The organism is Saccharicrinis sp. GN24d3, assembly GCF_052400645.1.
GTDB lineage: Bacteria > Bacteroidota > Bacteroidia > Bacteroidales > Marinilabiliaceae > Saccharicrinis.
The window spans coordinates 16,421-40,853 of record NZ_JBQTGI010000036.1; the positions used below are offsets into that span (position 1 = coordinate 16,421).

At 40.4% G+C, this 24,433-nt stretch carries 12 protein-coding genes; 2 read left to right on the plus strand and 10 right to left on the minus strand.

Going from position 1 to position 24,433, the window contains the following annotated elements:
• Window positions 1-77: 77 nt before the first annotated feature.
• From ACT29I_RS23760 to ACT29I_RS23780, 5 genes are all read right to left on the minus strand, one after another.
• Window positions 78-1,058, minus strand: coding sequence for a LamG domain-containing protein (locus ACT29I_RS23760; RefSeq protein ID WP_444794610.1), 981 nt, complete (start codon window positions 1,056-1,058; stop codon window positions 78-80).
• Between the two features lie 169 nt (window positions 1,059-1,227).
• Window positions 1,228-2,592: a DUF3472 domain-containing protein gene (locus ACT29I_RS23765; protein WP_444794611.1), complete on the minus strand. Its 1,365-nt coding sequence runs from the start codon at window positions 2,590-2,592 to the stop codon at window positions 1,228-1,230.
• Between the two features lie 120 nt (window positions 2,593-2,712).
• Window positions 2,713-4,044 carry a BT_3987 domain-containing protein gene (locus ACT29I_RS23770; RefSeq protein ID WP_444794612.1) on the minus strand — a complete coding sequence of 444 codons (1,332 nt, stop codon included), beginning with the start codon at window positions 4,042-4,044 and terminating at the stop codon, window positions 2,713-2,715.
• A 48-nt stretch (window positions 4,045-4,092) separates the two neighbouring features.
• Window positions 4,093-5,907: a RagB/SusD family nutrient uptake outer membrane protein gene (locus tag ACT29I_RS23775; protein ID WP_444794613.1), complete on the minus strand. Its 1,815-nt coding sequence runs from the start codon at window positions 5,905-5,907 to the stop codon at window positions 4,093-4,095.
• 19 nt (window positions 5,908-5,926) lie between these two features.
• Window positions 5,927-8,992, minus strand: coding sequence for a SusC/RagA family TonB-linked outer membrane protein (locus ACT29I_RS23780; RefSeq protein ID WP_444794614.1), 3,066 nt, complete (start codon window positions 8,990-8,992; stop codon window positions 5,927-5,929).
• 514 nt (window positions 8,993-9,506) lie between these two features.
• Between ACT29I_RS23780 and ACT29I_RS23785 the strand changes: the two genes are divergently transcribed.
• Together ACT29I_RS23785 and ACT29I_RS23790 are read left to right on the plus strand one after the other, a co-directional pair.
• Window positions 9,507-13,646 carry an ATP-binding protein gene (locus ACT29I_RS23785; protein WP_444794615.1) on the plus strand — a complete coding sequence of 1,380 codons (4,140 nt, stop codon included), beginning with the start codon at window positions 9,507-9,509 and terminating at the stop codon, window positions 13,644-13,646.
• A 350-nt stretch (window positions 13,647-13,996) separates the two neighbouring features.
• A complete protein-coding gene (locus ACT29I_RS23790) occupies window positions 13,997-16,711 on the plus strand; it encodes a LamG-like jellyroll fold domain-containing protein (RefSeq protein WP_444794616.1) in 2,715 nt (904 codons plus the stop codon).
• A gap of 765 nt (window positions 16,712-17,476) precedes the next feature.
• On the opposite strand, the gene ACT29I_RS23795 is transcribed toward ACT29I_RS23790, so the two are convergent.
• The 5 genes from ACT29I_RS23795 to ACT29I_RS23815 all read right to left on the minus strand — a co-directional run bounded on the left by ACT29I_RS23795 (window position 17,477) and on the right by ACT29I_RS23815 (window position 24,153).
• Entirely contained in the window at window positions 17,477-17,692 is a 216-nt protein-coding gene (locus ACT29I_RS23795; RefSeq protein WP_444794617.1) for a hypothetical protein, read from the minus strand.
• The gene (locus ACT29I_RS23800; protein ID WP_444794618.1) at window positions 17,661-17,798 is read right to left on the minus strand and encodes a hypothetical protein; all 138 of its coding nucleotides are present in this window, start codon (window positions 17,796-17,798) and stop codon (window positions 17,661-17,663) included. Before ACT29I_RS23800 ends, ACT29I_RS23795 begins: the two co-directional genes overlap by 32 nt.
• Window positions 17,799-18,114: 316 nt before the next feature.
• A complete protein-coding gene (locus ACT29I_RS23805; protein ID WP_444794619.1) occupies window positions 18,115-19,617 on the minus strand; it encodes a SusD/RagB family nutrient-binding outer membrane lipoprotein in 1,503 nt (500 codons plus the stop codon).
• A gap of 17 nt (window positions 19,618-19,634) precedes the next feature.
• Window positions 19,635-23,015 carry a SusC/RagA family TonB-linked outer membrane protein gene (locus tag ACT29I_RS23810; protein WP_444794620.1) on the minus strand — a complete coding sequence of 1,127 codons (3,381 nt, stop codon included), beginning with the start codon at window positions 23,013-23,015 and terminating at the stop codon, window positions 19,635-19,637.
• 160 nt (window positions 23,016-23,175) lie between these two features.
• Entirely contained in the window at window positions 23,176-24,153 is a 978-nt protein-coding gene (locus tag ACT29I_RS23815) for a FecR family protein (RefSeq protein WP_444794621.1), read from the minus strand.
• Window positions 24,154-24,433 lie beyond the last annotated feature (280 nt).

Below are 24,433 nucleotides of genomic sequence, written 5' to 3' on the forward strand. Positions count from 1 at the left end.
CTAATTATATTAAGATCTTCCGGAACCTGATACATACAGATTCCGAAAGAATATCACCTTATCCGTTTATTTAAAATCTAATTATTGCTAAGCAGTACTTTTTGTGTATAAACGGTACCGTTCTGTGTTAACTTTCCAATGAACAAACCAGCAAACCGGTTTAATGCCACAGTGGATTCACCTCCTTGCACTTCAACCTTGTAAACACATGCTCCGGTCAGGTTGTAAAGACAGAAAGTCTCGTTATCATATTCTGAACAGATTTTAATATTAGATCCGAATGGAATAATCTTTTCGAGGGTTGAATCAACAATCGGTTTGGAGATACCTGTTGAGATAAACCCTGATGCCACCCATTTTCCGGCACCATCTCCTAAACCTTGCAAAGTACCATCTAAATCTCCCTTTTCATCAGGCAGTACAGCACCTGAGGTTTGGTTAAAATCATAATAAGCCTCCAGATCTGTTTCTGAAACAGGGGCAGTTAACTCCCCATTCATATTATCCAAAATCTGCTGCTCTGTACGTGCACTGTTCCAGATCCTTACTTCATCCACTAAACCTTTAAAATCACGAAGTGTTTTGTGACTTTTAAAATATGTAGGATAATCACGACCAATCCCTAACGTGGAGGTTAGAGATAGTTCAACATGTTCTGCCGTATTAACGGTTGTAGCACCGTTGACGTAAAGAGTGGCCTGAGTTGGTTCCACCACCAATGCTACATGTGACCACTGGTCTACAGGCACGGACGTCTCGGAACTGACATCATAAAAATCACCATTCCAATGATATCCGAGCTTCTGATCCGCATTAAACTGGAGGCCTACCAATCCATTATTGGCACCATCTCTCATAAACAGAATACCAGCAGCAGATGCCTGAGTACCCACAGGTTTTATCCAGGCCTCCAGGGTAAAGGTATTGGTGGTTAAGTTAAGACCCTCTATCAAAACAACATCGCCACCACCAGTTTGGCTAAGGTCAAGTGCATTATTTTGGGCATTACCGGCCATGATGCCGAATGCCAATACCGTTAAAAGTAAAATTTTCTTCATGATCAATTAAATTAACTTAAATTAATAATGTTGAGATAAGGTGATTTATTTATACTCATCCATTTAATGCTGAATAGTAAAATATTCCTGACAGAAGCTACCTATGATGCAGCCTCTCATTTAATCCAAAAAACTTATAGAATTTTTCTGCATCCCTAAAACAATTAGGTTAGGGAAGTTTTGAGAAGTCGATGGAAGGTGCCACTCCCAATGCTTTTCTGGTAAACCTTGAATCCATTGTTGTATTTTCATTAAAAAAGCCACAATTCTTTAAAAAGAAATCTGTTTCTTCAGCTCCTCCCGCATAATCGAGTCTTTCAGCTTTTCGGGCTGTATTATCAGCTGTAAATATGGCCGATGTCATCTCAGTCCATTTACCTTCAGTGTTACACACCCATTGATTGGTATATTTCGCTTTCCGTGTAAATTGGCCCATCTCGGTGTAGAAATTTTCCAAAAATGAGTGAGGACGCTTCACAAAAGTGCTTGTCTTTGGGCGGCGAAAAGAAGCAATCAGTTCCCATTTTCCAATCTCCGGTGCATAGAAATAGGCCGTATAATCAGTTGAACTGTTTTCTGACGGTTTTGCACGTAACAGAAAACGATAGCTATTCCCGGCCTTCCAATTGTATTTCCTGAAACTCTGACCTCCCGATCCCTCAGACCCAAACTCTTTCACCGTCACATTTTCACCATGCCTTAATGGAATGATGCGCTCATCTTCGGGTATTTGTGATGGATCATCCGTTGTGTAAGGACTCCAGACAGAAAAAAGGATGGTACGCTCAGTAGGTGAGTTCACTTGTATCCCAAAGTAACCTTCTGCAAAACCGTTGGCCATAAAATAAGATCCCACAACATCATCACCTTCGTCAACTTTTACCTCATTGTAAAACCATTCGGCATCCCCCGATCCGGCAGGAATGGTATAATTTAAGTGAACCGATGGCCCTCGACGCCCCCAATAGAAACTATCCTCAACGTAATCTGTTCCCTGGCTGGTAGCTTCACCACCAATCATCAGGTGACTCACCTCTCCGTAGGTATAATCGCTTTTTGCCACACCTTGCAAATCTACTTGCACATAGCCTGGTTCAGCCACGGTAAAACGTGCAACCGGGATTACCTCCAGCTTACTGTTTTCGAGGGTAATTTCTTTGGTCTCACTCCCAACAGTCATCTTGATAGTGGAAGCGCCTTTGTTTTGCCTGCCCATTATTCCCAGGCTCAATTTTCCGGCCTTATTCACCCGGATAAATGTGCGAATAACACAGCTTTTCTTATCCCAGTTTTTCAGCCCGGTTTCAGTGATCATTGTCTTATTCAGTGCCACATCGTTTACCACCCAAGAATTACCTCCGACAGCAACTGCTTTGGTTAATTCTTTCTTTAATATTTCTGTTTCATCGACCTCTTCCACAACAGGTACTTCAGTGTCAATATCAGGTGTATCCTCTTTTGCGCAACTAGTGCAGCCCACCATAAACATCATTAAAACTGGCACAACGCCTATTGTATACTTTAAAAATCTCATTATTCAATAATTTTAAAATTTTAATTCTCCAGATGAAAATTTATGTAAATCGATAAACCTCCCTGATTTTATATCGCGTGAGGCTTATCCGATTTACATAAATCACAGAAATATAGCCTCTTAAAAACCTCTAACATACATCTCTGCCAAGCTTCCATTGTTTCCCCGTCTACTCTCGGTCATCACGTATTTCAGGTATCTCGCTTTTGACTTTGTCACACTAAAGGGTTGCGGATCATTTGTTAATGCCATGGTGTAGGTTCCAATTTTTGTCCAGTTCACATTATCAGTACTCGTGTAAAACTCACCGGCAATGTTATCAGCATTGTTGATTCGACGTACCAGATCAATTTGTGTCACTGTCACCTCTTCTTTCATATCCACCGTAATGTGGTAAGGCAAAGCCGCCTCTTCGGCTGGTGCACCATACCACGCACTGTGCCAGTAAGTACTCAGGTCGTCATCAATAATGTGTTTGGCAAGTCCATTAGCCAATCCACCTTCAGCCACGGCCTCCTCCGAGTCAAAGTCTATCACCTCCCAATCGGATCGATCGAGCAATGCCGCTTCGTAATTCAACGCAAAAAGACAGGTGTTTGCAGTAGAAGAGATACTATATTTTGATACAGAAGCCAATTGTAGTGGCACCATATAACTACCATAGGTTAATTTATCACGATCTACGGTGATGGTCACAACTCCCGAACTAATCCCCTTAGCGATAGAGATTGGATTTGGATCAATCTCATAACTACCTTCAGGCAGTAATTCGTAGACTGTTCCGTTAGCAGTATTGTAATCAATCATCAACTGCTCCTTCTCCTCTAATGTCACCTCCAGGTCAAAGATGTTTTCGTAATCCATCTTTACCGGTAGCTCCAGTTCAATAATGCTTGAGCCCACGTCAGAGAATGTCATGATCTCGGTGCCTGTAATACCCAAGTATACCATCGGATCGATCACATTGATCACGATGACAGCTGTGGATTTGTCTTCCGAAATGGCCTCACTACTGTTAATCAGTTTTACGGGTAATGCATACTGATCGGCAGCATAACCAGGCAGCGCCAAAATTTTACCAGGATCAAAGTTAATTGCAGTGGTAACACTTGACTTTTCACCATCCACCTGAAGGGCACGTGAAGTGATTGTATAACAATCTTCCGTCACCATCTTATAGTTGGTATTATTTTCCGCATTGAAAGCCGCCAGCTCTGCTTCATCCAACACGGTTAGGGACACACTCGCTAAACCATCACCCATACCACTGCGGTATACGCCCAGGTCATATACATAAGGAAGCCCAACGTTATACATGGTTACTTTCTGTTCGCCACTTTTCACGATATACAGCGTTGGATCTACCATGCCGTCCAACCTGTAATCCTCACAGGATGTGATTGCTACTCCCAAAAGGAGCAGCAATGAAAAATATATTGATATTATCTTCATAATTACTTTTTTTAGATAACTGCTTTATTAAAACAATGTCTCAGTTTATTACCAACCGTAGTTTTGAACCAACTGCTTGTTTCTATCCATCTCACGTTGTTTGATTGGGTACAAATAGTGTTTAGGCTTGAACACTCTTGTTTCAAACACCTCTCTCTGCCAAAACGATGCAGGCGTTGATCCTCCACTGGAATGTGCCTTAACATTCATACCATACATCGGTCCATCGTCGGTTTGTTCCGCAATCATCCAAGTACGGGTATCAAAATAACGATGTGCTTCAAACGACAATTCAATCTGACGTTCTTTGCGAATCAATTTCCGCATTTTAACTTGATCGCCCACCGCTTCCGGATACACCTGTTCGATGTTAGGCACGCCGGCACGTTCTCTCACCAGATTCATGTAGGTAAGGATATCCGCATGGGTTGGATCGTATTCATTCAATGCCTCGACATAATTCAAATAGATCTCGGCTAAACGAATCAATGGCCAGCTTAAAGTACCCCACTGGTTATTTTTAGTGTCTAATGAAGGATCCGTCATCTTCCTCCACATGTAACCCGGCTTCGGATAATCATGCGACTGACCCGGTCCGCTGTTACCATTTGTAGAAAAGTCGGGTACTTTGATATCATTGGGCCGCCCCATGTATATCCAATCTGCACCACTCCAAAACACTGATGCGTAAAAACGTGGTTCGCGATCCACATACATTCTGAAGGTACTCTTGCGACGAACGGTGCCTTCGGGCTGATCGATGGGATGTTCAAAATTGACAAACCCTTCTTCAGAGTATCCGGCAGCAGCATCAATCACCGGTGATCCATCTGTATTGTATGCGGTAATTGGATATTTACCATTCTTCATCGCGTAGGCATCAACCATTTGTTGCGTTGGCGCAACGCCACCGTAGGCCACACCACCAACTACACGAGGGATCGTCACAACAGTCCAGCGCCATGCTGGTGTAGAGTAGCCAAAAATGATTTCCTCATTCCAGTTCGCATGAAAAGTCTCCATATAGTTTTTATAGGGATCATTGTCTTCACTTTTATGTAACTGATAAACACCCAGGTCGATCACTGCCTTGTTGGCATCAGCAGCTGCTTTCCACTTCTCCTTGTCATAGCTGGCCGGAAAAAGCTTAGTCCCATCCTGGTTGGCCACACCGGCATACATCTCATTACCGTTAAACAACGGACGGGCAGCATAAAGGCTCAAACGGGCTTTAACAGCCAGCGCTGTTCCTTTTGTTGGTTTACCTAACCAGTTATTAGGGCGTGATGTTGGCAGCACCTGCGCACAAGCATCCATTTCGGCAACGATGTAGTTAATACACTCCTTCAGAGTATTACGTGGCACATCAAGGCTGGCTGCGTTAAAATCAACGGGCTCATCACCAATCAGTATAACAGGACCATACATACGTACCAACATGAAATAGTAATAAGACCTTAAGAATCTGGCCTCAGCGAAATACTGATCTTTCTCGTCGCTCGATAAATCAGGACAAGCGTGTACATTCCCCATAAAAGTGTTTGCTTCACGTATGCCTTGGTAACACACATCCCACTTGTCTCCCGGAGGGCTAGAAGGATTCCAGGTACCATCATTCATCTTACGATAACTTCGGTTGTACGTAAAAGAAGCCTCGTCCGAGGCCGGAATCCAAATATTATCGTCACCCACATCCGCCTCATTGGGCATAAAGCCATATACATTGTACAAATACTGCTCGGTCGTTTCACGCTTCAACCAGATTTTCTCGAAGGTTAAAGCTTCATCTTCCTGCCTCGCCAGGTAATCTTCACAGGATGCGAACAGGAAAACTGCCGCTATAATCAAAAATATATTCTTCATAATATTCTAATGCTTGTATTTAGAAATTCACATTAACTCCAAAGTTGATGATTCGTGACGGAGGATAACCTTCTCCTTGTCCGCCACCCATTTCAGGATCCCATAGCTTAAATGAGCTAAATGTTAAGAGGTTAACTCCAGATGCATAAAACCTCACATTATTCATATGGATTTTCTTTGCAATATTTTTGGGCAAGTTATACCCCAGCTCTGCATTCTTCAGGCGTATGAAACTGCCGTTACGCTGAAAGAAAGTAGAAGTACGTGTGTTATTGGTGTTATATGAAGAGGATAAACGGGGATATACCGCATTAGGATTAGGATTCTCCACACTCCATCTGTTAAGATACAGATCCTCGTACATGTTTGATTGCGTAACATTACCGGAACTGAAACCATAAATAGCACCCCCTCCCATTGTAAATGTGGTATTTCCAATACCCTGGAAGAAAACTGACAAATCCAGGCCTTTCCAGGCAGCGGTAGCTCCAAAACCATATACTATTTCAGGAATCGTAGTGCGACCAATGGCCACCTCATCTTTAATATCAACCACACCATCACCATTAATGTCTCTATACTTGATATCTCCCGGACGTACCGGACCAAACTGCTGTTCCGGATGGCTGGCAATAACGGCTTCTGATTCAAACAGACCCATGGATACCAATCCGAACTGTTGTCCGTAAGGTTTACCTTCCCGATTCCGATAGAGGTCCTCATAATCAGGCTGGTCGGTATCAATCAGTTTATTACGCGTATAGGTAAAGTTACCACGTGCCGTCAGATGCAGGTCACCCAGACTATGCGAATATTCCATACTGGCATCAAATCCTTTATTCTCCATTTTACCAACATTCACCCAAGGCTTGGTAGTTACACCTACAAAACCCGGCAGCGACTCACGCTGCATAAAGATGCCTTCGCGATCTTCCTGAAAGAGATCACCTTGTAACTTTAACTTTCTAAAGAACGACAATTCAATTCCTAAATTGAGCTTGGTAGATTCTTCCCAACCCACATTTTCGTTTGGCCATTCTCCAACACGAAGTCCGCTGTAGCCATTATGGTTCACACCAAAAGTGTATCCCGTAACTGGACGGTTAATTGTGGCATTGTAGATAAAACGGCGTGAACCACCAATCTTGTCATTACCCACTATACCATAAGATCCTCTCAGCTTAAATACATCCACTACGCCGGTTATGCCTTCAAAAAAGGGCTCACTTGATACCATCCAGCCAATGGCGCCGGAAGGGAAGAATCCAAACTGCTTACCCGGGCTGAAATTCTCCGACCCATTATAACCAAAGTTACCTTCCACAAAATACCTATCCTTGAAAGCATAGGTCATCCTACCTGCAATACCTTGGTTCTTGTACGGCAATGCACCTTCAGAACTACTTGCGGTCAATACATTTCGTTCTTTCTGATTATAAAGAAAAAGCCCGCCCACACGATGCACATCATTAAATAAGCGGTTATAAATCAATGATCCTTCCAGGTAAATGGTCCGTTCACCATAACTACCCGTTGCAAAACTTAACGTTTCCGTTCCCTGGTTGGTCTGATTATAGATAAGGTTTCCTTCATCATCACGCCCGGAAGCCAGCCATTGCTCTACAGCTTTTTTTCGGGTGATCACATTCATATTAAATGCATCCCATGAAAATTTCAAATTTGCTTTCAATCCCGGGGTAATCAACTCAGACAAATCCTGATCAAGGGCGATCAGCGACTGTGCTGAATTCTTGTACTCCTCAGAATAACCTGACTGCATCAGCAGGTTGTACGGGTTGTATCCTGAACCTTCTGCCGGTCCTGCAAATTTACCATCTGAAAACCTTGCCGGAAACGCATTGGGAGATGTCCGAAATGTATATTGCCATATGCGATCTCTACTTTCACCAGGTGAATCTTTTGATTCATACACATTGGCCAGATTGATACTCAAGGTAGTCGTTTCATGCAACGCCAGATCGAGGTTCGCGCGAAAGCTGTATTTGGAATAATTAATAGAAGAATTGTAGTCATTGGAACCATCTGACTTAAAAATACTCCCCTCATTATAGTAAGAACCCGATACAAAATATTTTGCGATGGTTCCACCTCCCGATACACTGGCATTGGTGCGCTTGTTGCGAGCCACTCCTTTATAAAGGGTTTTGATCCAGTCTACATTAGGATACAAATCAGGATCACTTCCATCCTTATATTTCTCCATTACTTCTGGTGAATAAAATTCACTTTCCGATGCTTCGTTATACAACTCTGCAAACTGGTGGGAATTAACCATTTCAGGCATTTGAGTAGGACTTACAAAACCTGTTTCGCTACGTACGCTGATCTTTGGTTTTCCTTCCTCTCCTTTGCGAGTCGTGATCAGGACTACACCATTTGCACCGCGCACACCATAAACCGCAGTTGCCGTTGCATCTTTAAGAATGGAAAACGAAGCAATATCTTCCGGATCTACCAGGTCAATGTCTCTTTCAATTCCGTCAATCAATACTAACGGTGTTTTATTGGCACCGAAAGTACTGATACCACGAATGTAAAATTCCGAACCCTGGCCCGGTTCTCCCGACCTGTTGACCGCCACTATGCCCGAAAGCTGTCCGGCCAGACTGCTGCTTACATTCGCTCCCGGCACCTTCAGGTTTGCTACTTTAATGCTGGATATGGATCCGATCACACTCTCTTTCTTTTGCGAACCATATCCCACAACAACAACATCTTCTAAGGTTTCAGAGTCTGCACTTAATTTAAAATTGATAATCATCTTATCTCCAACCGCTACTTCCTGATTGGCATAACCAACAAAAGAGACTACAAAAACATCGGCAATACCCTCGGAAACCAATGTATAATTTCCATCATAATCGGTAATCGTACCTTTTGTTGTTTCTTTAATCCAGATGTTGGCACCTACAATAGGCTCTCCCGTTTGGGCATCGGTCACATTACCCGAAACAGTTCGTTCTGTTCCACTTTGTCCGAATGAGTGAGCTGCGAAGTGCACAAAAATTAGTGCTATGCCCACCACCCGACTCAGAGTGTAACGTGTCGTACTTTTGTTTTTCATAAAATTTAATTTAGATTTTGAATTTTTAATGATATATGCTGATTTAATTTTTGAGTTTCTACCTTTCATACAGGTTTAATCAACCAATTCTATCATTGGTCTTCACAAAGTTGGGGATTTGTAGTTTTTGTGGAGGAAGATATATTCAGCAACATAGGGGGAATTTTTTGAAAAATCCATATTAATAAGTCATCACATAAGGTAATGGTTCTAAAAATAGTTCACTGTTACTGCGAGCTTAAAATCTCTGCTTCACATTTTCTCTTCGCTTTTTGTACTCCCTTAGAAAATTTATGAACTAATCAGGTAAAACACTTGGGATATAATCAGGGGCACGAAAATTAAAAGGAACTATTATTTATTTAATTATATTTCAGAACGCACTTTCCATGACCATAACGGTATCCATAAATCTTTTGAATTTTCAAATTCAAGACTTTGCTTAATCGTTTGAGTTTACTAATATTACCCTTACATTTGCTATTTTAAGTTTGAACACCAAGATATCAGTGAAATGCAAAAATACAGTAGAGACTTCCCAGGTTCAACCATTCAAAAAGAGGGGAAAAAGAACCAATATTTTCCCCATAAGTATTCTATCTATATAAAAACACTTTTTATACTTATTACACTTACACTCAATAGTTTTGGAAACTATTTATATGCTACCAATTTTTCACACATTAGTGCCAAAATAGGAAACGTGGAATATTATGCCAAATCAGTTATTGAAGACACCTTAGGTTATCATTGGTTAGATACTAATGATGGGCTACTAAAATTCGATGGATACGATTTTCGTCTCTACACTTTTAATGACATTTTTGACGAATACTTTTCGGCAAGTGACATATTAGGGTTAGCTAAAAACGCCAACGGTAGCATTTTTTATATCGCTACTAACGGAATGATTGCACAATTAACCACCTCTGGTCAGTTTGAGGTTTCCTACCTCAATACGCCCGAAAAAAAACAGGAACTAACCTCTTTTAGGCCAGGGAGGTCACTATTTTGGTTTGGCACTAACTCCGGAACTCTATCAGGAAAAACACTTGATGGATTAGATGAGATTGTATTTAATATCCAAACCACTGATGAAACCATCGTATCTATCAGCGAAGAAAAAAACAAGGTGATTTGGTTCAGCACAAACAAGGGACGTATTTTCAAAGGAGACATCTCTACGGGACTCATAAGCGAGCTAACCATGCCATTTAACAAAACACAAAGTTCCACAATGGTCACAACTGATGCTTCCGGTAACTTATGGATTGGCACGAAAGGTTCCGGCCTCTATTATTATAATATTGGAGAAAATAAATTCACCCGATTTCATACTCAGGCTACCTTGCAGCACCGTACCAACAGTAACATGATTACGTGTATATTTTGCGATAGTAAAGGATTAATTTGGGTCGGAACAGATGGTGGTGGCCTTAACCTCATTGACCCTAAGACTTTTGCTGTGGAAATATTTACCCATTCGGGCACAAATAATTTATCACTCCATACCAACACTGTATTAAATGTGTCAGAAACGGATAACAGTGATATTTGGGTATTCACTAATTATGGTAAAATCAACATCATGCCCCGGAGTCAATCAACGGCAAGATACTGTAGCGGAAGTGTACTGGACTCCCCCACGAGGGTAATCTCTGTGTTGAAAAGTCAAAGGGGAGAATTATGGGTTGGCACGGACGGAGTCGGGATCACCAGGTATGACGAGAAAGGAAACGCAATCACTCAATATGTGGCCAACAGCGGCACCGCCCACGGCTTACCCGGCAATTATATCCAAGCGATGGTAGAGGATCGAAATGGAATCATATGGATCGGCACTTATCAAAACGGTTTAGCTCAATTTGATTCCGCAAAAAAAAATTTCAAGCCGTTTCCATTATTTAATAAAGAAGGTGTTAGGGCCATTGATATCCGCACACTATTTATAGATAGCCAGCACCGAATTTGGATAGGGAGCAACATCGGGTTATTTGCCTTATCACTATCAGGCGACATCCTGGCTCATTTTCCATACAATTATAACAATGGATTGAATGGTTCGTTTGCAGAGGTATTTATAGAAGATGAAAAACACGACCTCTGGATTGGATTGGCAAACGGAGGTTTGGCGCTATTACAGGAAAAAGTAAAATTGTCAGAATCTTCCTTTCAAACATTCCAGCTAATCAATAGCACCAACCAGCGAGAGAATAGCATTCGCCATGGCACAACAGATAAGAACGGACACCTGTACTTGACTAACCACTATACACGACTTATAAAATTCGACACCAACAAACGTGAAACAGTTGCTATTGAAGGCTTTAATAATGATCAAGTTCACTCTACTATGTCGATTGTTGCCACCGACAGCACTAATTTGTGGGTATCGCGTATATCCGGCATTTCACATCTGAACCTGACTACAAGTCAGGAAACCCACTACAATTGGAGAGATGGCATCCAGAAAGGCAATTTTCTGAGCGGTAGTGTCACCACAGATGATAAAGGGCTGATCTATTTTGGCGGCATTGAAGGTGTCAACTATTTTGATCCGGATAGTATGCCGAAGAGCAAGAATAATCTCCAACTCTACATTAATCACTTTGAAGTATTGAACAGGGATGCATTTGAAATCATCCCCACACAACTCGGTATGGGGATCGAACACCTTCGCGAAGTTGAACTTAAACACGACCAGTCTTCATTTTCATTTACATTTGCAGTGATCACCAACCAACTGGATCCCGAATATTTTTACACATACCGTCTGAAAAACTATGACGACAACTGGACAAAAACTACAATTGATCGCACTGCCACATTCACAAAAATACCTCCCGGCAACTATATCTTCGAAGTTAAAGCAGGTACAAAAAGAGATACCTGGGATATCAATTCGCAACAAATTCAAATAAGGATACTCCCTTCAGTGTGGCTCACATGGTGGGCCTATCTCACCTATGCAGTATTAACTATTGCCATAGGCGCAGTAAGCATTTACTACACCATTCTTTGGGCACGCATGAAAAAGAATATGCTGAAGGAGAAATGGAAAAACGAACAAAACAAAGAGCTATATGACATGAAGATGAACTTCTTTGCAAAAATGTCGCACGAAATTCAAACACCATTAACACTTATTATTTCACCTATTGATAATATGATTAATCGGGCGGAAGGGAATCTGCTTTTACAACAACGTTTACAAATCATCAGAAACAATGCCCAGAGACTCTCTCGCATCTCACAAGAATTAATGACGGTTCGTAACATTGAAATGAAAAAGCTAAAGCTCAGAGCATCGTATAATAATATTTATCTTGACATTAATGACATTACCTTATCCTTTATGGAACAGGCTCGTTTTAAAAACATAGAGTTCACCTTTGAATGTACCGATAAAACGTTAATGGTTTGGTATGATAAAGATAAACTGGAGCATATTATGTATAATCTCCTGTCCAATGCTTTTAAATATACGCAACGAGAAGGGAAGGTAATGTTAAGCATCGAAAAAAATGCTACTACCGATCATGTCTTCATTAAAGTTTCTGATACCGGCATAGGTATTCCTGAATCAGATTTGAAGACAATTTTTGATTTATTTTATCAATCACCTAATGCCAAGCCGATTGGCGGAACAGGAATAGGCCTGGCTCTATGCCAGGAATTAGTTTCGCTGCATCAAGGCCGAATCTGTGTCCTCTCCAAAGAACTTGAGGGCTCCACCTTCACCATTGAATTGCCGCTGGGCAATGCCCACCTCAAAGCAGATGAGATAATTCAGGTTGAACAAATTTCCAACATCGAGAACACCCTATCACCAAAACCCGATGCATTTGTCCCAACACCTGTTGATGATTTGAAAAAACATAAAGACAAGCACCTTTTAATTGTTGAAGACAATTACGAACTTTCAAAATTCCTTAATGATACCTTCAGTCAACTCTACCATGTTCGCAAAGCTGAAAATGGCAAAGAAGCCTTGCTTCAAATAGAACAACAATTGCCAGATATTATCCTGAGCGACGTTATGATGCCAATCATGGACGGAATAACGCTCTGCAAAGAGGTCAAAGGAAATGTACGAATGCGGCACATTCCGATTATTTTGTTAACTGCGAAAAACTCGACTTCAACCAAACTGGAAGGACTTCAATACGGTGCACTTGAGTATATGAACAAACCTTTTAATGTTAATGAGTTAAAACTAAAAATTAACAACATCATTGAAACCCAGTCGCAAATAATAAAACAATTCAGAAATGAACTATTAGCAGAAGTCAATGTTGCTGAAGCAGAATCTCCTGATCAGGTATTTATCGATGCACTGATCTGTGAGCTTGAAAAAAATTATCAAAACTCTGAATTCAAACTGGAGGAGCTGGCGGAGCCACTTCACATGAGCTATTCTAATATATTCCGTAAGTTTCAATCATTAACCGGAAAAACTTTGGTTGATTATATGCGCTTTTTCAGGCTTAAGAAAGCTGCATCGTTAATTAAAAAATACAATTACACAATAGCAGAAATCGCTTTTCTGGTGGGCTTCAACGACTCAAAGTATTTTACAAAATGTTTTAAGAAGGAATTTAATCTCACCCCTAAAGAATTTAAGCAAAATTCAATAAGCGATAGATCTTCTTAATAGAGCTGGCAATATAATTTTGACGTATCAATTTCTTATCAAATGGTATTATACATCGCAACAGTTAATCTGCATTGTTAAGAGGAGAAGATTTACCCACCTTTTCCTCATATTTCAACAACTCCAATTATATCACCCTAATATGCTGAATATATACACCTTTTATATTTACCCTTTTGATAATTTTGAATACACGTGAAGTACAGGGTTTTCGTTACAGTTGTAGCACTATTTAAAAGCGAATGTAATTATTCAAAACCAAGTGGCTTTATATAAAATTTAATCCGAATAACGATGCTGATCTTTGTAAGCTCAGCGTGTTATTCGGCTCATCTAAAAAAAACTAAATCATGAAACAAATTTTCACTTTCATCGCCATGTGGATCTTCCTATCGGTTGGCCTGCATGCGCAAACAAAAAAAGTCCTCATCATTGGAATAGATGGGTGCAGGCCAGATGCGTTACAGATAGCCTCGACTCCGAATATCGACGCCTTAGTTGACAATTCGACTTATTCGATGGATGCGTTAACGACACCACCAACCTGGAGTGCAACAGGTTGGTCATCTATACTAACAGGTGTATATGTCGAAAAACATCAAGTGTATGAAAATACATTTGCCGGTGCTAATTTCGCAACATATCCTGATTTATTTAAGTTTATTGAAGAGGCCAATCCTTCTTTGCAAACCTCTTCAATGGTAGTTTGGGATCCGATAAATACTCAAATTGTTGGACACGCCGATTTTGAACAAAACTTTGAAACGGATGCAGAAATGACTTCCACGGTATCTGAATACATTATGGATAATGATGTTTCTACCTTATTTATTCATTTCGATGATGTGGATCATGCAGGTCATGCATATGGATTTAATCCTGAGAGTAATCCATACATTGGGGCTATTAAAACAACTGATGTTCTTGTAGGCAATATTGTTGCTTCAATTCGTAATAGACCTACTTATTCAGAGGAAGATTGGTTAATAATATTAGTTACCGACCATGGAGGCATTGGTAATAATCATGGTGGTACTTCTCTGGATGAACGAAACATTTTTTTGATTGCTAGTGGTAACAGCATTGCAAACAAGGAAATTACCAAAGAGATTTCGCATGTAACCATTAGCAGTGGCGTAGCTTTGAACGGGACAAATGAATATCTGGCTGCAACTGATCCTACACCTTTTATGTATGGTACTGACCAGGATTTTACCATCGAGTGTAGGGTGAGAACAACCGGTTGGAGCAGTGATCCTGCCATCATAGCAAATAAAAACTGGGCATCCGGAGTGATGAAGGGATTTATCTTAGCCGCACAATCCAATGGTTCATCCTGGAAAGTGAACCTTGGCGATGGCACACATCGTGTTGATGTGAATGGTGGAACGATTAATGATGGTAAATGGCACCATTTAGCCGTTAGTTGTGATCGCGATGGTGAAGTCGTACTCTACCAGGATGGTAAAAAAATTGGATCCGCTGCCATGTCGACCATTGGGGATATGAATTCCGGTCTTGCTTTGGCCATCGGTCAGGATGGTACGACATCATACAGTGCTCATTTTAACGGATCAGTATCAGAAGTACGTATGTGGAACAAAGCAATTGATGAAACCAATATTATTAAATACACCGCAGCGACCGTTGACAATACACACCCCGATTATACTTCTCTTCAAACTTATTGGAAGATGGATGAAAGTAATGGTACTGCAATAGCTGATTCAAAAGGCTCCAATCCACCCGTTTATTACGGATCTGCCTTGACATGGGATAACACTAACGGGTCATTGGAGGTGGCTGATTATACGAATACGCCACGTATTGTGGATGTGACAGCAACTGCTTTGGATCACTTGGGTGTACCTATCCCTGCTTCATTCGACGGTGTTTCCCTTCTTTCACCAGCCACACCCGCTGCCCCTACCCCTCATTTTATTGCCGACAGTTCATCCATCATGGTTGGTGGATCGGTCAATTTCACCGACCTGTCAGGCAATGCACCAACAAGCTGGGCGTGGACATTTACCGGTGGCACACCAGCCTCCAGTAATATGGCGAATCCTACTGTTTCGTATGCCGATGCAGGTACTTATAATGTTTCATTAACAGTGACCAATGCCCAGGGTAATGACACAAAAACAGTGACTGGTATGATCACTGTAAGTGAGGGATCTGCTGATCCTATTACTTATTTTCCGTTCAATGGCAATGCTAACGATGCATCAGGCAACGGCTTTGATGGAACAGTAGCAGGTGGCGTTACATTTAGCGCAGAAAACAAGGCTGTATTTGATAATACCGGTATGATTGAAATTCAGTCAGGTACGCAGGCTGCACAAAATCTGCCAACTCAGAATATGACTGTTGCCCTGAAAGTGAAAGTTACAACACTTGATACCTGGGGCGGATACATCGGTTGTTTCCAGGATAACGGATCCGTTGAACATGGCTGGCTAGTGGGTAATTATCAAAACAGGTTCAGTTTTGCTCTTTCTTCACAGACTACAGGAACGCTTACTTATTTGTATGATCATGATGCTATTCAGTTGGGGCAATGGTACGATCTGGCGGCCACCTACGATGGCACAATGATGAAACTCTATGTAAATGGTGATTTAAAAGTAATCTCTGCTGCCCAAACAGGGGCGATCAATTACCCAGAATCAGGGTGGTTCCAGATTGGATCTTACAAAGATAATGATGAGGATGGTCGCCACGATGGTGAGATGGATGAGATTAAAATCTGGGATCGTACATTAACCGATCAGGAAATAGCTGACTTAGTTAACAGCACACCTACTGCGATTGATACTGATACCGAGAAAAGCGGTAAAGCGGTCATTTTTCCTAATCCTTCTTCCAGTATCTTTACCGTTAAGACAGAAGATGATAACTGGAGCTCCTATAAAGTGGTTACTTTATCTGGAAAAATTTTAGAGACCAAAGTCTTGGAGAGCAATACAACAATCATAGATCTTTCGTCCATGAATAAAGGCATCTATCTATTATTAATGCAATCAGACCATTCGACTCAGACACATAAATTGATCGTAAATTAAAATAACAACACCCCTCTTAAGATTAGCATTTAAGAGGAATTTTAAAATACATTCGCAAACATTATAGGATGTCCTAATATTTAGGACATCCTATTTTTTTATGCTGATAGAAATTTGTACGATCATTGATTGACTTTTCCATATAGCAACACTGACCATTCGAAAGCTACAAACAAAGATCAGATATTGAACTACTTATCTATGGCTCCATGAAAGTTTAGCTACAAATAACCCCTTTTTATCCCATCCTGTGTTTGAAATATACCATTCATCCTCAGTAACCTTAATTATCTCCGAGGCATGAGTAGGTTATTCACACACAAAATTATCATTAGGAAAGATGGTAGGATCTTTTGACCAGTATACATGAGTTTGATTGTAGTCTGTTATCGCGCGACAAATGAACAGGTAAAAATACCATTTATATGTAATAATACTTGCCATTATTTTTTAAAATATAAGAGTCTCTGGGCCATGTCCCGGATCACTAAAAAGAGGATTTAAAGGATGCCGTTTCCATCTAAACCTTTCTTTCGAATCTGCCCTGCAAAGCTGTCCCCAACTGGCATATCCAAGGGCATTTGCTTGCATATTGTCAATATTATAGAACATATTCCATGTATCAGAATCTGAATCATGGTATATATGCGGTGCCGACAACACACGCTCAACTTCTGGTTTTGTTTCTAAGGCATAGTCATGATCCTCCCATTTGTCCTGCGAAAAAGTGTTTGCCGAAATATGAAAAAAGCGTGTTTCCCCTTTCTAGGGATTAATTGGCTTATGACCAATAATTCCATATGCGTGCCATTTACCTTCCGGTCCTTTTGCAAAACAGTGATCATTAGTATACCATGTTGTATCAATGGCCGACCGGGTATCGTTTGGGTTAAAAATATGTTTCCATTCTCCTACTATTTGCGGGATTTCTACATCCACTTCGTTTTGATTATCCCACCATTTCCTGAATTGCATACTCATTAGACATCATCGTTTTAACATTGGCCGGCATTATGTCATCGAGGTAGCGTAATCGCTCAAGATCACGATGCAATATAGTCACATTCGATCCCAAACCAGCAGCCATTTTAGCAGCTTCGGTCCTACAATACCTCCACCAATATTTATTCGCGGAAGTATTCGATTTTACAAAAACATTAAACTAAAATTCTGGTATTGGGGCTGTATCAAAAGTCTGTTTCTCGCAATCTCGAACGCTCGTACGGGACAAAGTTTTTCACAATCCCGAAAGCTTTAGGGACTCAGAATTAAACATTTTTTTATTAACACTTTGTGATTTCTGTTTCTATTCACTATACTTGAAATATTAACCCTATACTTTTGATACAGCCCCAATAAATAAACTTTTCACTAAATTCTGAATAGAATCCTTAAAAGGTGAGTTAATTAAGCATCCACATCATCAGATTAATATCATCTGCCCCCTGAAATTGTCGATCCAATGCTATTCCTAATTCATCAGAATTATATTTCACCTCATTATCCGGATATTTCCAACGCTTGGGAATGCGTAATCCATTCTCATTTGCAGGGCCAATATCGAAGGTTGGAATCCCGGTACGTCGATAATCGAAAAATGCCTGCCAGCCGGAATTGTTAAAAAAAGCTATATACTTTTGGGTTAAGATTTGGTTTAATCCATCTGTATTGTTACCCTTATAGGTGATATTATTTTTTGCCAGATAAGCATCAATTACAGATATTTCAATTCCATAATGTAACATGGATGCTTTAATTCCATTGTTGTAATAGAGTGCAGCATTACCGCTAATCCAGCCGCGATTGATTGCTTCGGCAATTACAAACTGTAGTTCAGGATACCCAATCTGAATAGTGGGCTCGCATACCGGTTTGTACCAATAGCTGTAGCTACGCGTAGAGTATTTACCATCAATAACAGCCTCATCCTTAAGCTCATTGATATCATCACCCGATTTTGCCCCCTGGTACGATGAGAATAGCAGTTCGCGGTTCTCCACGCCTACATTTAAAGCAGGCGCAGGATCTGCTACCACAAATAAGCGGGGATCCTCCAATTCTTTCACCAGGCTCACATAAGTGTCGCCCAACACTTCAAGTTCCCGGTAAGGTCTTTTACCAGGATATATTGGATTCTTGTTATCTGCGTTATCAATCCAATGGATGGATAAATTGTCTTCATTACTTGTAAAAACCGCATATTTATCAGGATTGGAAATAATGGCTGCAAACTGCTCCTTCAGCTCCAGGTCTGCATCGTTTATCTTCAAGCTAAGGCTCATCAGCATCCTCAGACGAAACACGTTGACTACTTTTTGCCATTTAGCCAGATTCCCGTCATAAAAAATATCACCGTTGGATATGGTCGCACCATTTTCGATGATGATCTCTAGTTCACTATTAGCCTGTTCTAACAAGTCAAAACACTGTAGGTAAACTTGTTTCTGGGTATCGTATTGGGGTGTAAAGTTATTATCAACAGCCCCCTTCATTGCTTCACTCATTGGAATATCACCAACCCTCTCCGTCATATACACATAAAAATATGCCTTAAAAAATTTAGCCATTACAGTGTAAATTTCAGCGGTTTCGGATCCTGCTCGCTGAGCTTCTTTCTCCATCTGTAAGATATCCCTTAAAGTTCCATAATAAAACTCTGTTTCTCCAAAATTATAATTCTGGTTCCCATAGATGGGTTCAATACAAACAAAATGCTGAGTATATCTTTGTGCAGGTCCATAAAACACCTCATAGGGTAGTTCCTGCATATCCAATAGCACCTTAGTGAAAATACTGGAAGGAGGAACATTGGTCGCACTATTGGGATCATCGTAAAGTTCATCGGCATCTTTGCATCCCAACAGCATCAATACAAATAGCACAGCTAAAATATTTATTGTTTTCATAACACTTAATTTCACGATTAGAAAATTAATTTGACTTTCACTCCATAGTTCCGCATAGTTGGTGTTTGCAATTGCGAGCGTGAACCGGTAAACTGGTCGCTATCCACATATTTTGCTTTTCCCCAGTACAGAAGGTTTCTACCAATTAATGAAATATTGGCGCTCTCCAACATTTTCATCCTTGACAATACTTTTGCAGGAACAGCATAATCCAACGATACTTCGCGAAGCTTAATAAAACTCCGATCCATGTAGGCATTACTTTCATTAGTGTAATAACTGGGCGCCCATGACCGGTACTTTGCAGTTACATCATTTTTCTTATAGGTTCGGGTATCACTTAATACCACACCCTCCGGGTCGCGTAACAATTCACCGCTTGTTACAATTACTCCATCACCAACAAAAGTTCCACTATACCCCGGTGTATCCCTGTTAATCCAGTCAGCAAAACGGTATTCTGTGGCCGATTCAGGGTGAGTTCCGGATCTCCACATCTGATAATCCACGTAATTGAAGATCAAGCCGCCAACCCGGCCGTCAATGGCAAAGTTCAAGGTCATGTTTTTATACGATACAGTATTGCTCATACCGGCCATCCAATCGTTGTTGTAGTTGCCAAAGAATTTATAGATGGGATCTCTTTGAGGTAACCCATTAGTGCCATACACGATCTCTCCATCGGCAGATCGCATAAAATCCCTGATCCAAACCTGATCCACACGTTCGCCCACTTTAATATTCCCTTCACGGGTTTCATCTCCGTAGAGTTTATGCAGAAACCGCTGTGAGGTAGACCAGTTCATGGTAACATCCCACTTTATATCTTTGCTTTTAACAGGATTTGCCCGCAGCGTTACCTCTACACCTTTTCGCAGGTATTCACGACCGTTCACCTGCCGGGTTTCATAACCTGACGACTCAGGTACATTCAGGTTAAATATCTGAGGACCGTCTATGTTTCGGTAATAGGCAACATCAAGACCAAGCCGCCCTTTCATAAACCGGATATCCATACCCACCTCAGAGCTGGTGCTGAATTCGGGTTCGATGAGCGGATTAAACTGTTGGCCACTATAAGTAAACGGCAAATTTCCATCCCATGCCGGCCCAGCTATTGAATAGCTTGGCGAAAGGTTATATATGGCCAGGTCGCCCCCAACCTTTGCATACGATGTACGCAATTTCAGAAAAGCGATAAAGCTTGGCAAAGTAACCATTTCTGAAATGACCGCACTTAGCGAAGCTGACGGATAAAAGAATTGATTGTTATTGCGCGGAAGGGTCGATGATTTATCGGTACGACCCGTTAAGCTCAGGTAGAGCATATTTTTATATTCCAGGTCAACATATCCATATAAACTGGCAACCTGTTTTAAGGTAGAATAGTTGGTTGGATACATTGCCTCAACTGAGTTCCTCAATGTATACAATCCGGGCACAAGCAACCCATTTTTGGTTTGTGCAGCCAGCTGGTTGGTTTTTGTCAAGCGCAGATTTCCGCCAATAGAGGCTTGGATCGAAAAGTTATCAGTGAGTTTTCTTTGGTAATTGGTCATAAAATCGCTATTGCTTTCAAAGAAATTGAAATAGGACTCCTCATAAGCTCCCAATTGGTTTTTATCTCCATAGAAGTTACCCGAAACAGGCCATTTCATCGATCTGTTGGTGGTATAATTACTGGCGCTGGTACGCACGCGAAAGTTCAGTTCGTCGGTCACCTTCGCATTCAATGCCACAAATCCATAGATATCATCTTTATGATAGCCTTTCAGGTTTTCGTATGCCACAAAATAGGGATTATTGTACTGTGTATACTCCACGTTACGTTGTTGGAACCCTTCCTTACCAGGATACCAGTAATCACGTAATTCTCGCACATCAAAATCGGCACCCTGCCAAATCATAAGATTATAGATAGGGCTTTGCGGGCTATATTCCAGCGATGGATAGTTTTTTGTATCCTGTTTATTAAAGGTGATACTGGTCTCTAGCCGGTAGCGTTTTTCCTCCCCCAAATCAAGGCTTCCTGAAAAGTTGAAGATGGCAATATTCAGATCAGTATTTGGGATTATCCCTTGCTGATAAGTATCAGTCGCCGAAAAACGCACATTGCTACGGTCAGTTTGCCCGGATATTACCACATTATTACTAGTAATTAATCCGGTTTCCAGAAAGTTATCCAGATTATTAACCCCTCTCGCCAACCAGGGAGTCGGTTGCCGCTCACCGGTAACAGGGTCAACAGGACTGTCATACTGACGGATCAACTGCCCTTCAAAACGGGGCCCCCACACATTGTAATCAGTAGAGTTCACGCCTTCGCGACCATCCCATCTGTTTCCGAAATCGTAAGCATAACCATCACCGGGGCCATATTCATGCTGAGTTTTGGGAACCACCAGAAAGCTGGGCTGAAACATAGTGCTGGAATTTAGCTCCACGGAAAATCCGCGGTCATCACTGGTGCCTCGTTTTGTGGATATCTGTATAGCTCCGTTCTTTCCTAAAGAACCGTATAGCGCTGCTGCTGCCGGGCCTTTCAATACACTGTATGATTCAATGTCATTGGGACTTAAGTTCCATGTATCGCTGGCTACAGGCACCCCGTCGACTACAATTAAAGGGGATACTCCACGAAGCAATATTGAGGGATCGCCAAACAAATTACTGGAGTTGGCTATCACAAGTCCGGAAACCTTCCCGCTTAGAGAACTAACGGGATTAATATCCGGCGCTTTAACAAGATTCTCACCTTTTACTTCCTGAACTGAATAACCAACGGTCTTTTGAACTTTCTTAATCCCCAGTGCAGTTACAATAACTTCTTCTACTCCTAAAGTTTCATCTTCTAACACCACGTTGATCACTGATTGTCCCTTGAGTGAAACTTCCTGGCTTATCTTACCAATAAAAGAATATACTAGAACGTTGGCATCATCAGGTATTGTCAATGTATAATTCCCGTCAAAATCAGTAGATACACCTATGGCTGTCCCCTTCACAATTACCGATACTCCTGGCAGGGATTCACCGTTTTGATCAGTTACTGTTCCGGTGATGGTTTTTTGTTGTTGCTGTTGATTTTGCATCCCAGTAACTGTCTTTATCGCAATATATTTATCAAAAATTTCATAAGTTAATTTAGCCTTAGGAAGAATTTCATTTAAAACTTCCAATACGGGTTTTTCCTTTACATCTACATCAAGGTTCTTATCATGTGCTATATCTTCAGTTTTATATATAAAATGAAGATCGGTTTTCTTCTCTATCTGCTTTAGAATTTCCACTACAGATGACTTTTCCATACGCATACTTACAAGGACATCTTGCCCATAAGATATTGCTGCATAACATTGGAAAAAACCGAATGCCCACAAGAAAATAGATATACGCATAATTTTAGAAATTTTGTACAATCGATAACGATTGTCACCGTTTAAATAATTTTTCATAAGTTTGTAGCATAAAGGATTAATAATACTCTTCTGCACGAAGAATTAATTCTACTTGATTATTAGACTGGGAGATAAAACCGATATTTCCCAGTCTATTTTTTTATCGCATTTTTAAATGAATTTCGTTAGGTTTATCATTGTGTAACACTATCTGGTATTCTATACCAGAGGAATATTTAAAGACATTTAGTATTTGTTCCAAAGGTTTGTTTTTAAGGATATCTCCAGAAAATTTGATATTTTCTACCTCTTTATCATCAAAAACAAATTTAACATCATACCATCGTTCTAATCTTAAAGCTATATCAGCAAGATTTTCATCATCCATACTATAAATCCCCTGCATCCATAATGTGTAAAAATTAATATCCGTTTTTCTTATATTCAATGACTTCTGGGAAATATTGTATGAAGCTTTTTGATTCGGATTCAAATTGGTCAACACCTTTCCATCCTTATTTTTAATATTTACATTTCCTTTCACAAGCGTAACATTCACATATTTTGAACCCTCAAAAGCATCTACATTAAATGTGGTGCCTAAAACTTCAACAATGAGGTTAGGTGTTATTACATGAAATGGATGCTTGGGATTGTGTTGCACATCGAACAGCGCCTCTCCAGTTAATTGAATATCTCTACTGCCTTTCTTAAATACAGAAGGATAAACTAAATGACTCCCTGCACTCAACCAAACATGGGTTTTATCGGGCAATAAAACCTCTACATTTTCCCCATACGGTACAATTATCTCATTGTAGGCTAACTCAGACCAAAAAATATTTTGCGAAACAAACATTAAAGCTCCCCCAACAACCAAGCTTATTAAAATAACAGCAGCATATTTTAGAAGCTCCAGTCCGATTACCTTTGCCTTACTCACTAATTCTTTAGGGCTATCCTCGGCGTATGCACCTGCATTGTAATTACCAAAATCAGTATACGACCAAAGATTTTTAATATTATTAAACTCCTTACGGTTTTCTGGTGAACTTTCAATCCAACTAACAATTTCTTCAATCTCTGATTTGTCTGAGATTTTATTAAATGCATATTTATGCAATTTATCTTTATCCATTGTGCTATTTATACATTGTTAGACAGTACGAATGCTTATTTTCAAGTGATTAAAATACTAACTTATAATTTCAAAACATTCATTCTAAATAAGCCTTTTTCTATTCTCCTATATTAGTAAGTACGTTTCAAAGCTGAATACCCTAAGTAAAATTGTAATTATTTGTTATTTTTGTAGACAGAAACTAATACAAAGTTTTAAATGGCTATAGTTTAAAATAGCGTTTTATTTTGTATCTTTAAAAAAAATGTCATGGATACAGATAAGATAAAAGAAGCTC

Bases quoted from the DNA above. Each gene is read 5' to 3' on its own strand.
- ACT29I_RS23760 (WP_444794610.1), bottom strand. From the start codon at position 1,058: ATGAAGAAAATTTTACTTTTAACGGTATTGGCATTCGGCATCATGGCC.
- ACT29I_RS23765 (WP_444794611.1), bottom strand. From the start codon at position 2,592: ATGAGATTTTTAAAGTATACAATAGGCGTTGTGCCAGTTTTAATGATG.
- ACT29I_RS23770 (WP_444794612.1), bottom strand. From the start codon at position 4,044: ATGAAGATAATATCAATATATTTTTCATTGCTGCTCCTTTTGGGAGTA.
- ACT29I_RS23775 (WP_444794613.1), bottom strand. From the start codon at position 5,907: ATGAAGAATATATTTTTGATTATAGCGGCAGTTTTCCTGTTCGCATCC.
- ACT29I_RS23780 (WP_444794614.1), bottom strand. From the start codon at position 8,992: ATGAAAAACAAAAGTACGACACGTTACACTCTGAGTCGGGTGGTGGGC.
- ACT29I_RS23785 (WP_444794615.1), top strand. From the start codon at position 9,507: ATGCAAAAATACAGTAGAGACTTCCCAGGTTCAACCATTCAAAAAGAG.
- ACT29I_RS23790 (WP_444794616.1), top strand. From the start codon at position 13,997: ATGAAACAAATTTTCACTTTCATCGCCATGTGGATCTTCCTATCGGTT.
- ACT29I_RS23795 (WP_444794617.1), bottom strand. From the start codon at position 17,692: ATGAGTATGCAATTCAGGAAATGGTGGGATAATCAAAACGAAGTGGAT.
- ACT29I_RS23800 (WP_444794618.1), bottom strand. From the start codon at position 17,798: ATGGCTGCTGGTTTGGGATCGAATGTGACTATATTGCATCGTGATCTT.
- ACT29I_RS23805 (WP_444794619.1), bottom strand. From the start codon at position 19,617: ATGAAAACAATAAATATTTTAGCTGTGCTATTTGTATTGATGCTGTTG.
- ACT29I_RS23810 (WP_444794620.1), bottom strand. From the start codon at position 23,015: ATGCGTATATCTATTTTCTTGTGGGCATTCGGTTTTTTCCAATGTTAT.
- ACT29I_RS23815 (WP_444794621.1), bottom strand. From the start codon at position 24,153: ATGGATAAAGATAAATTGCATAAATATGCATTTAATAAAATCTCAGAC.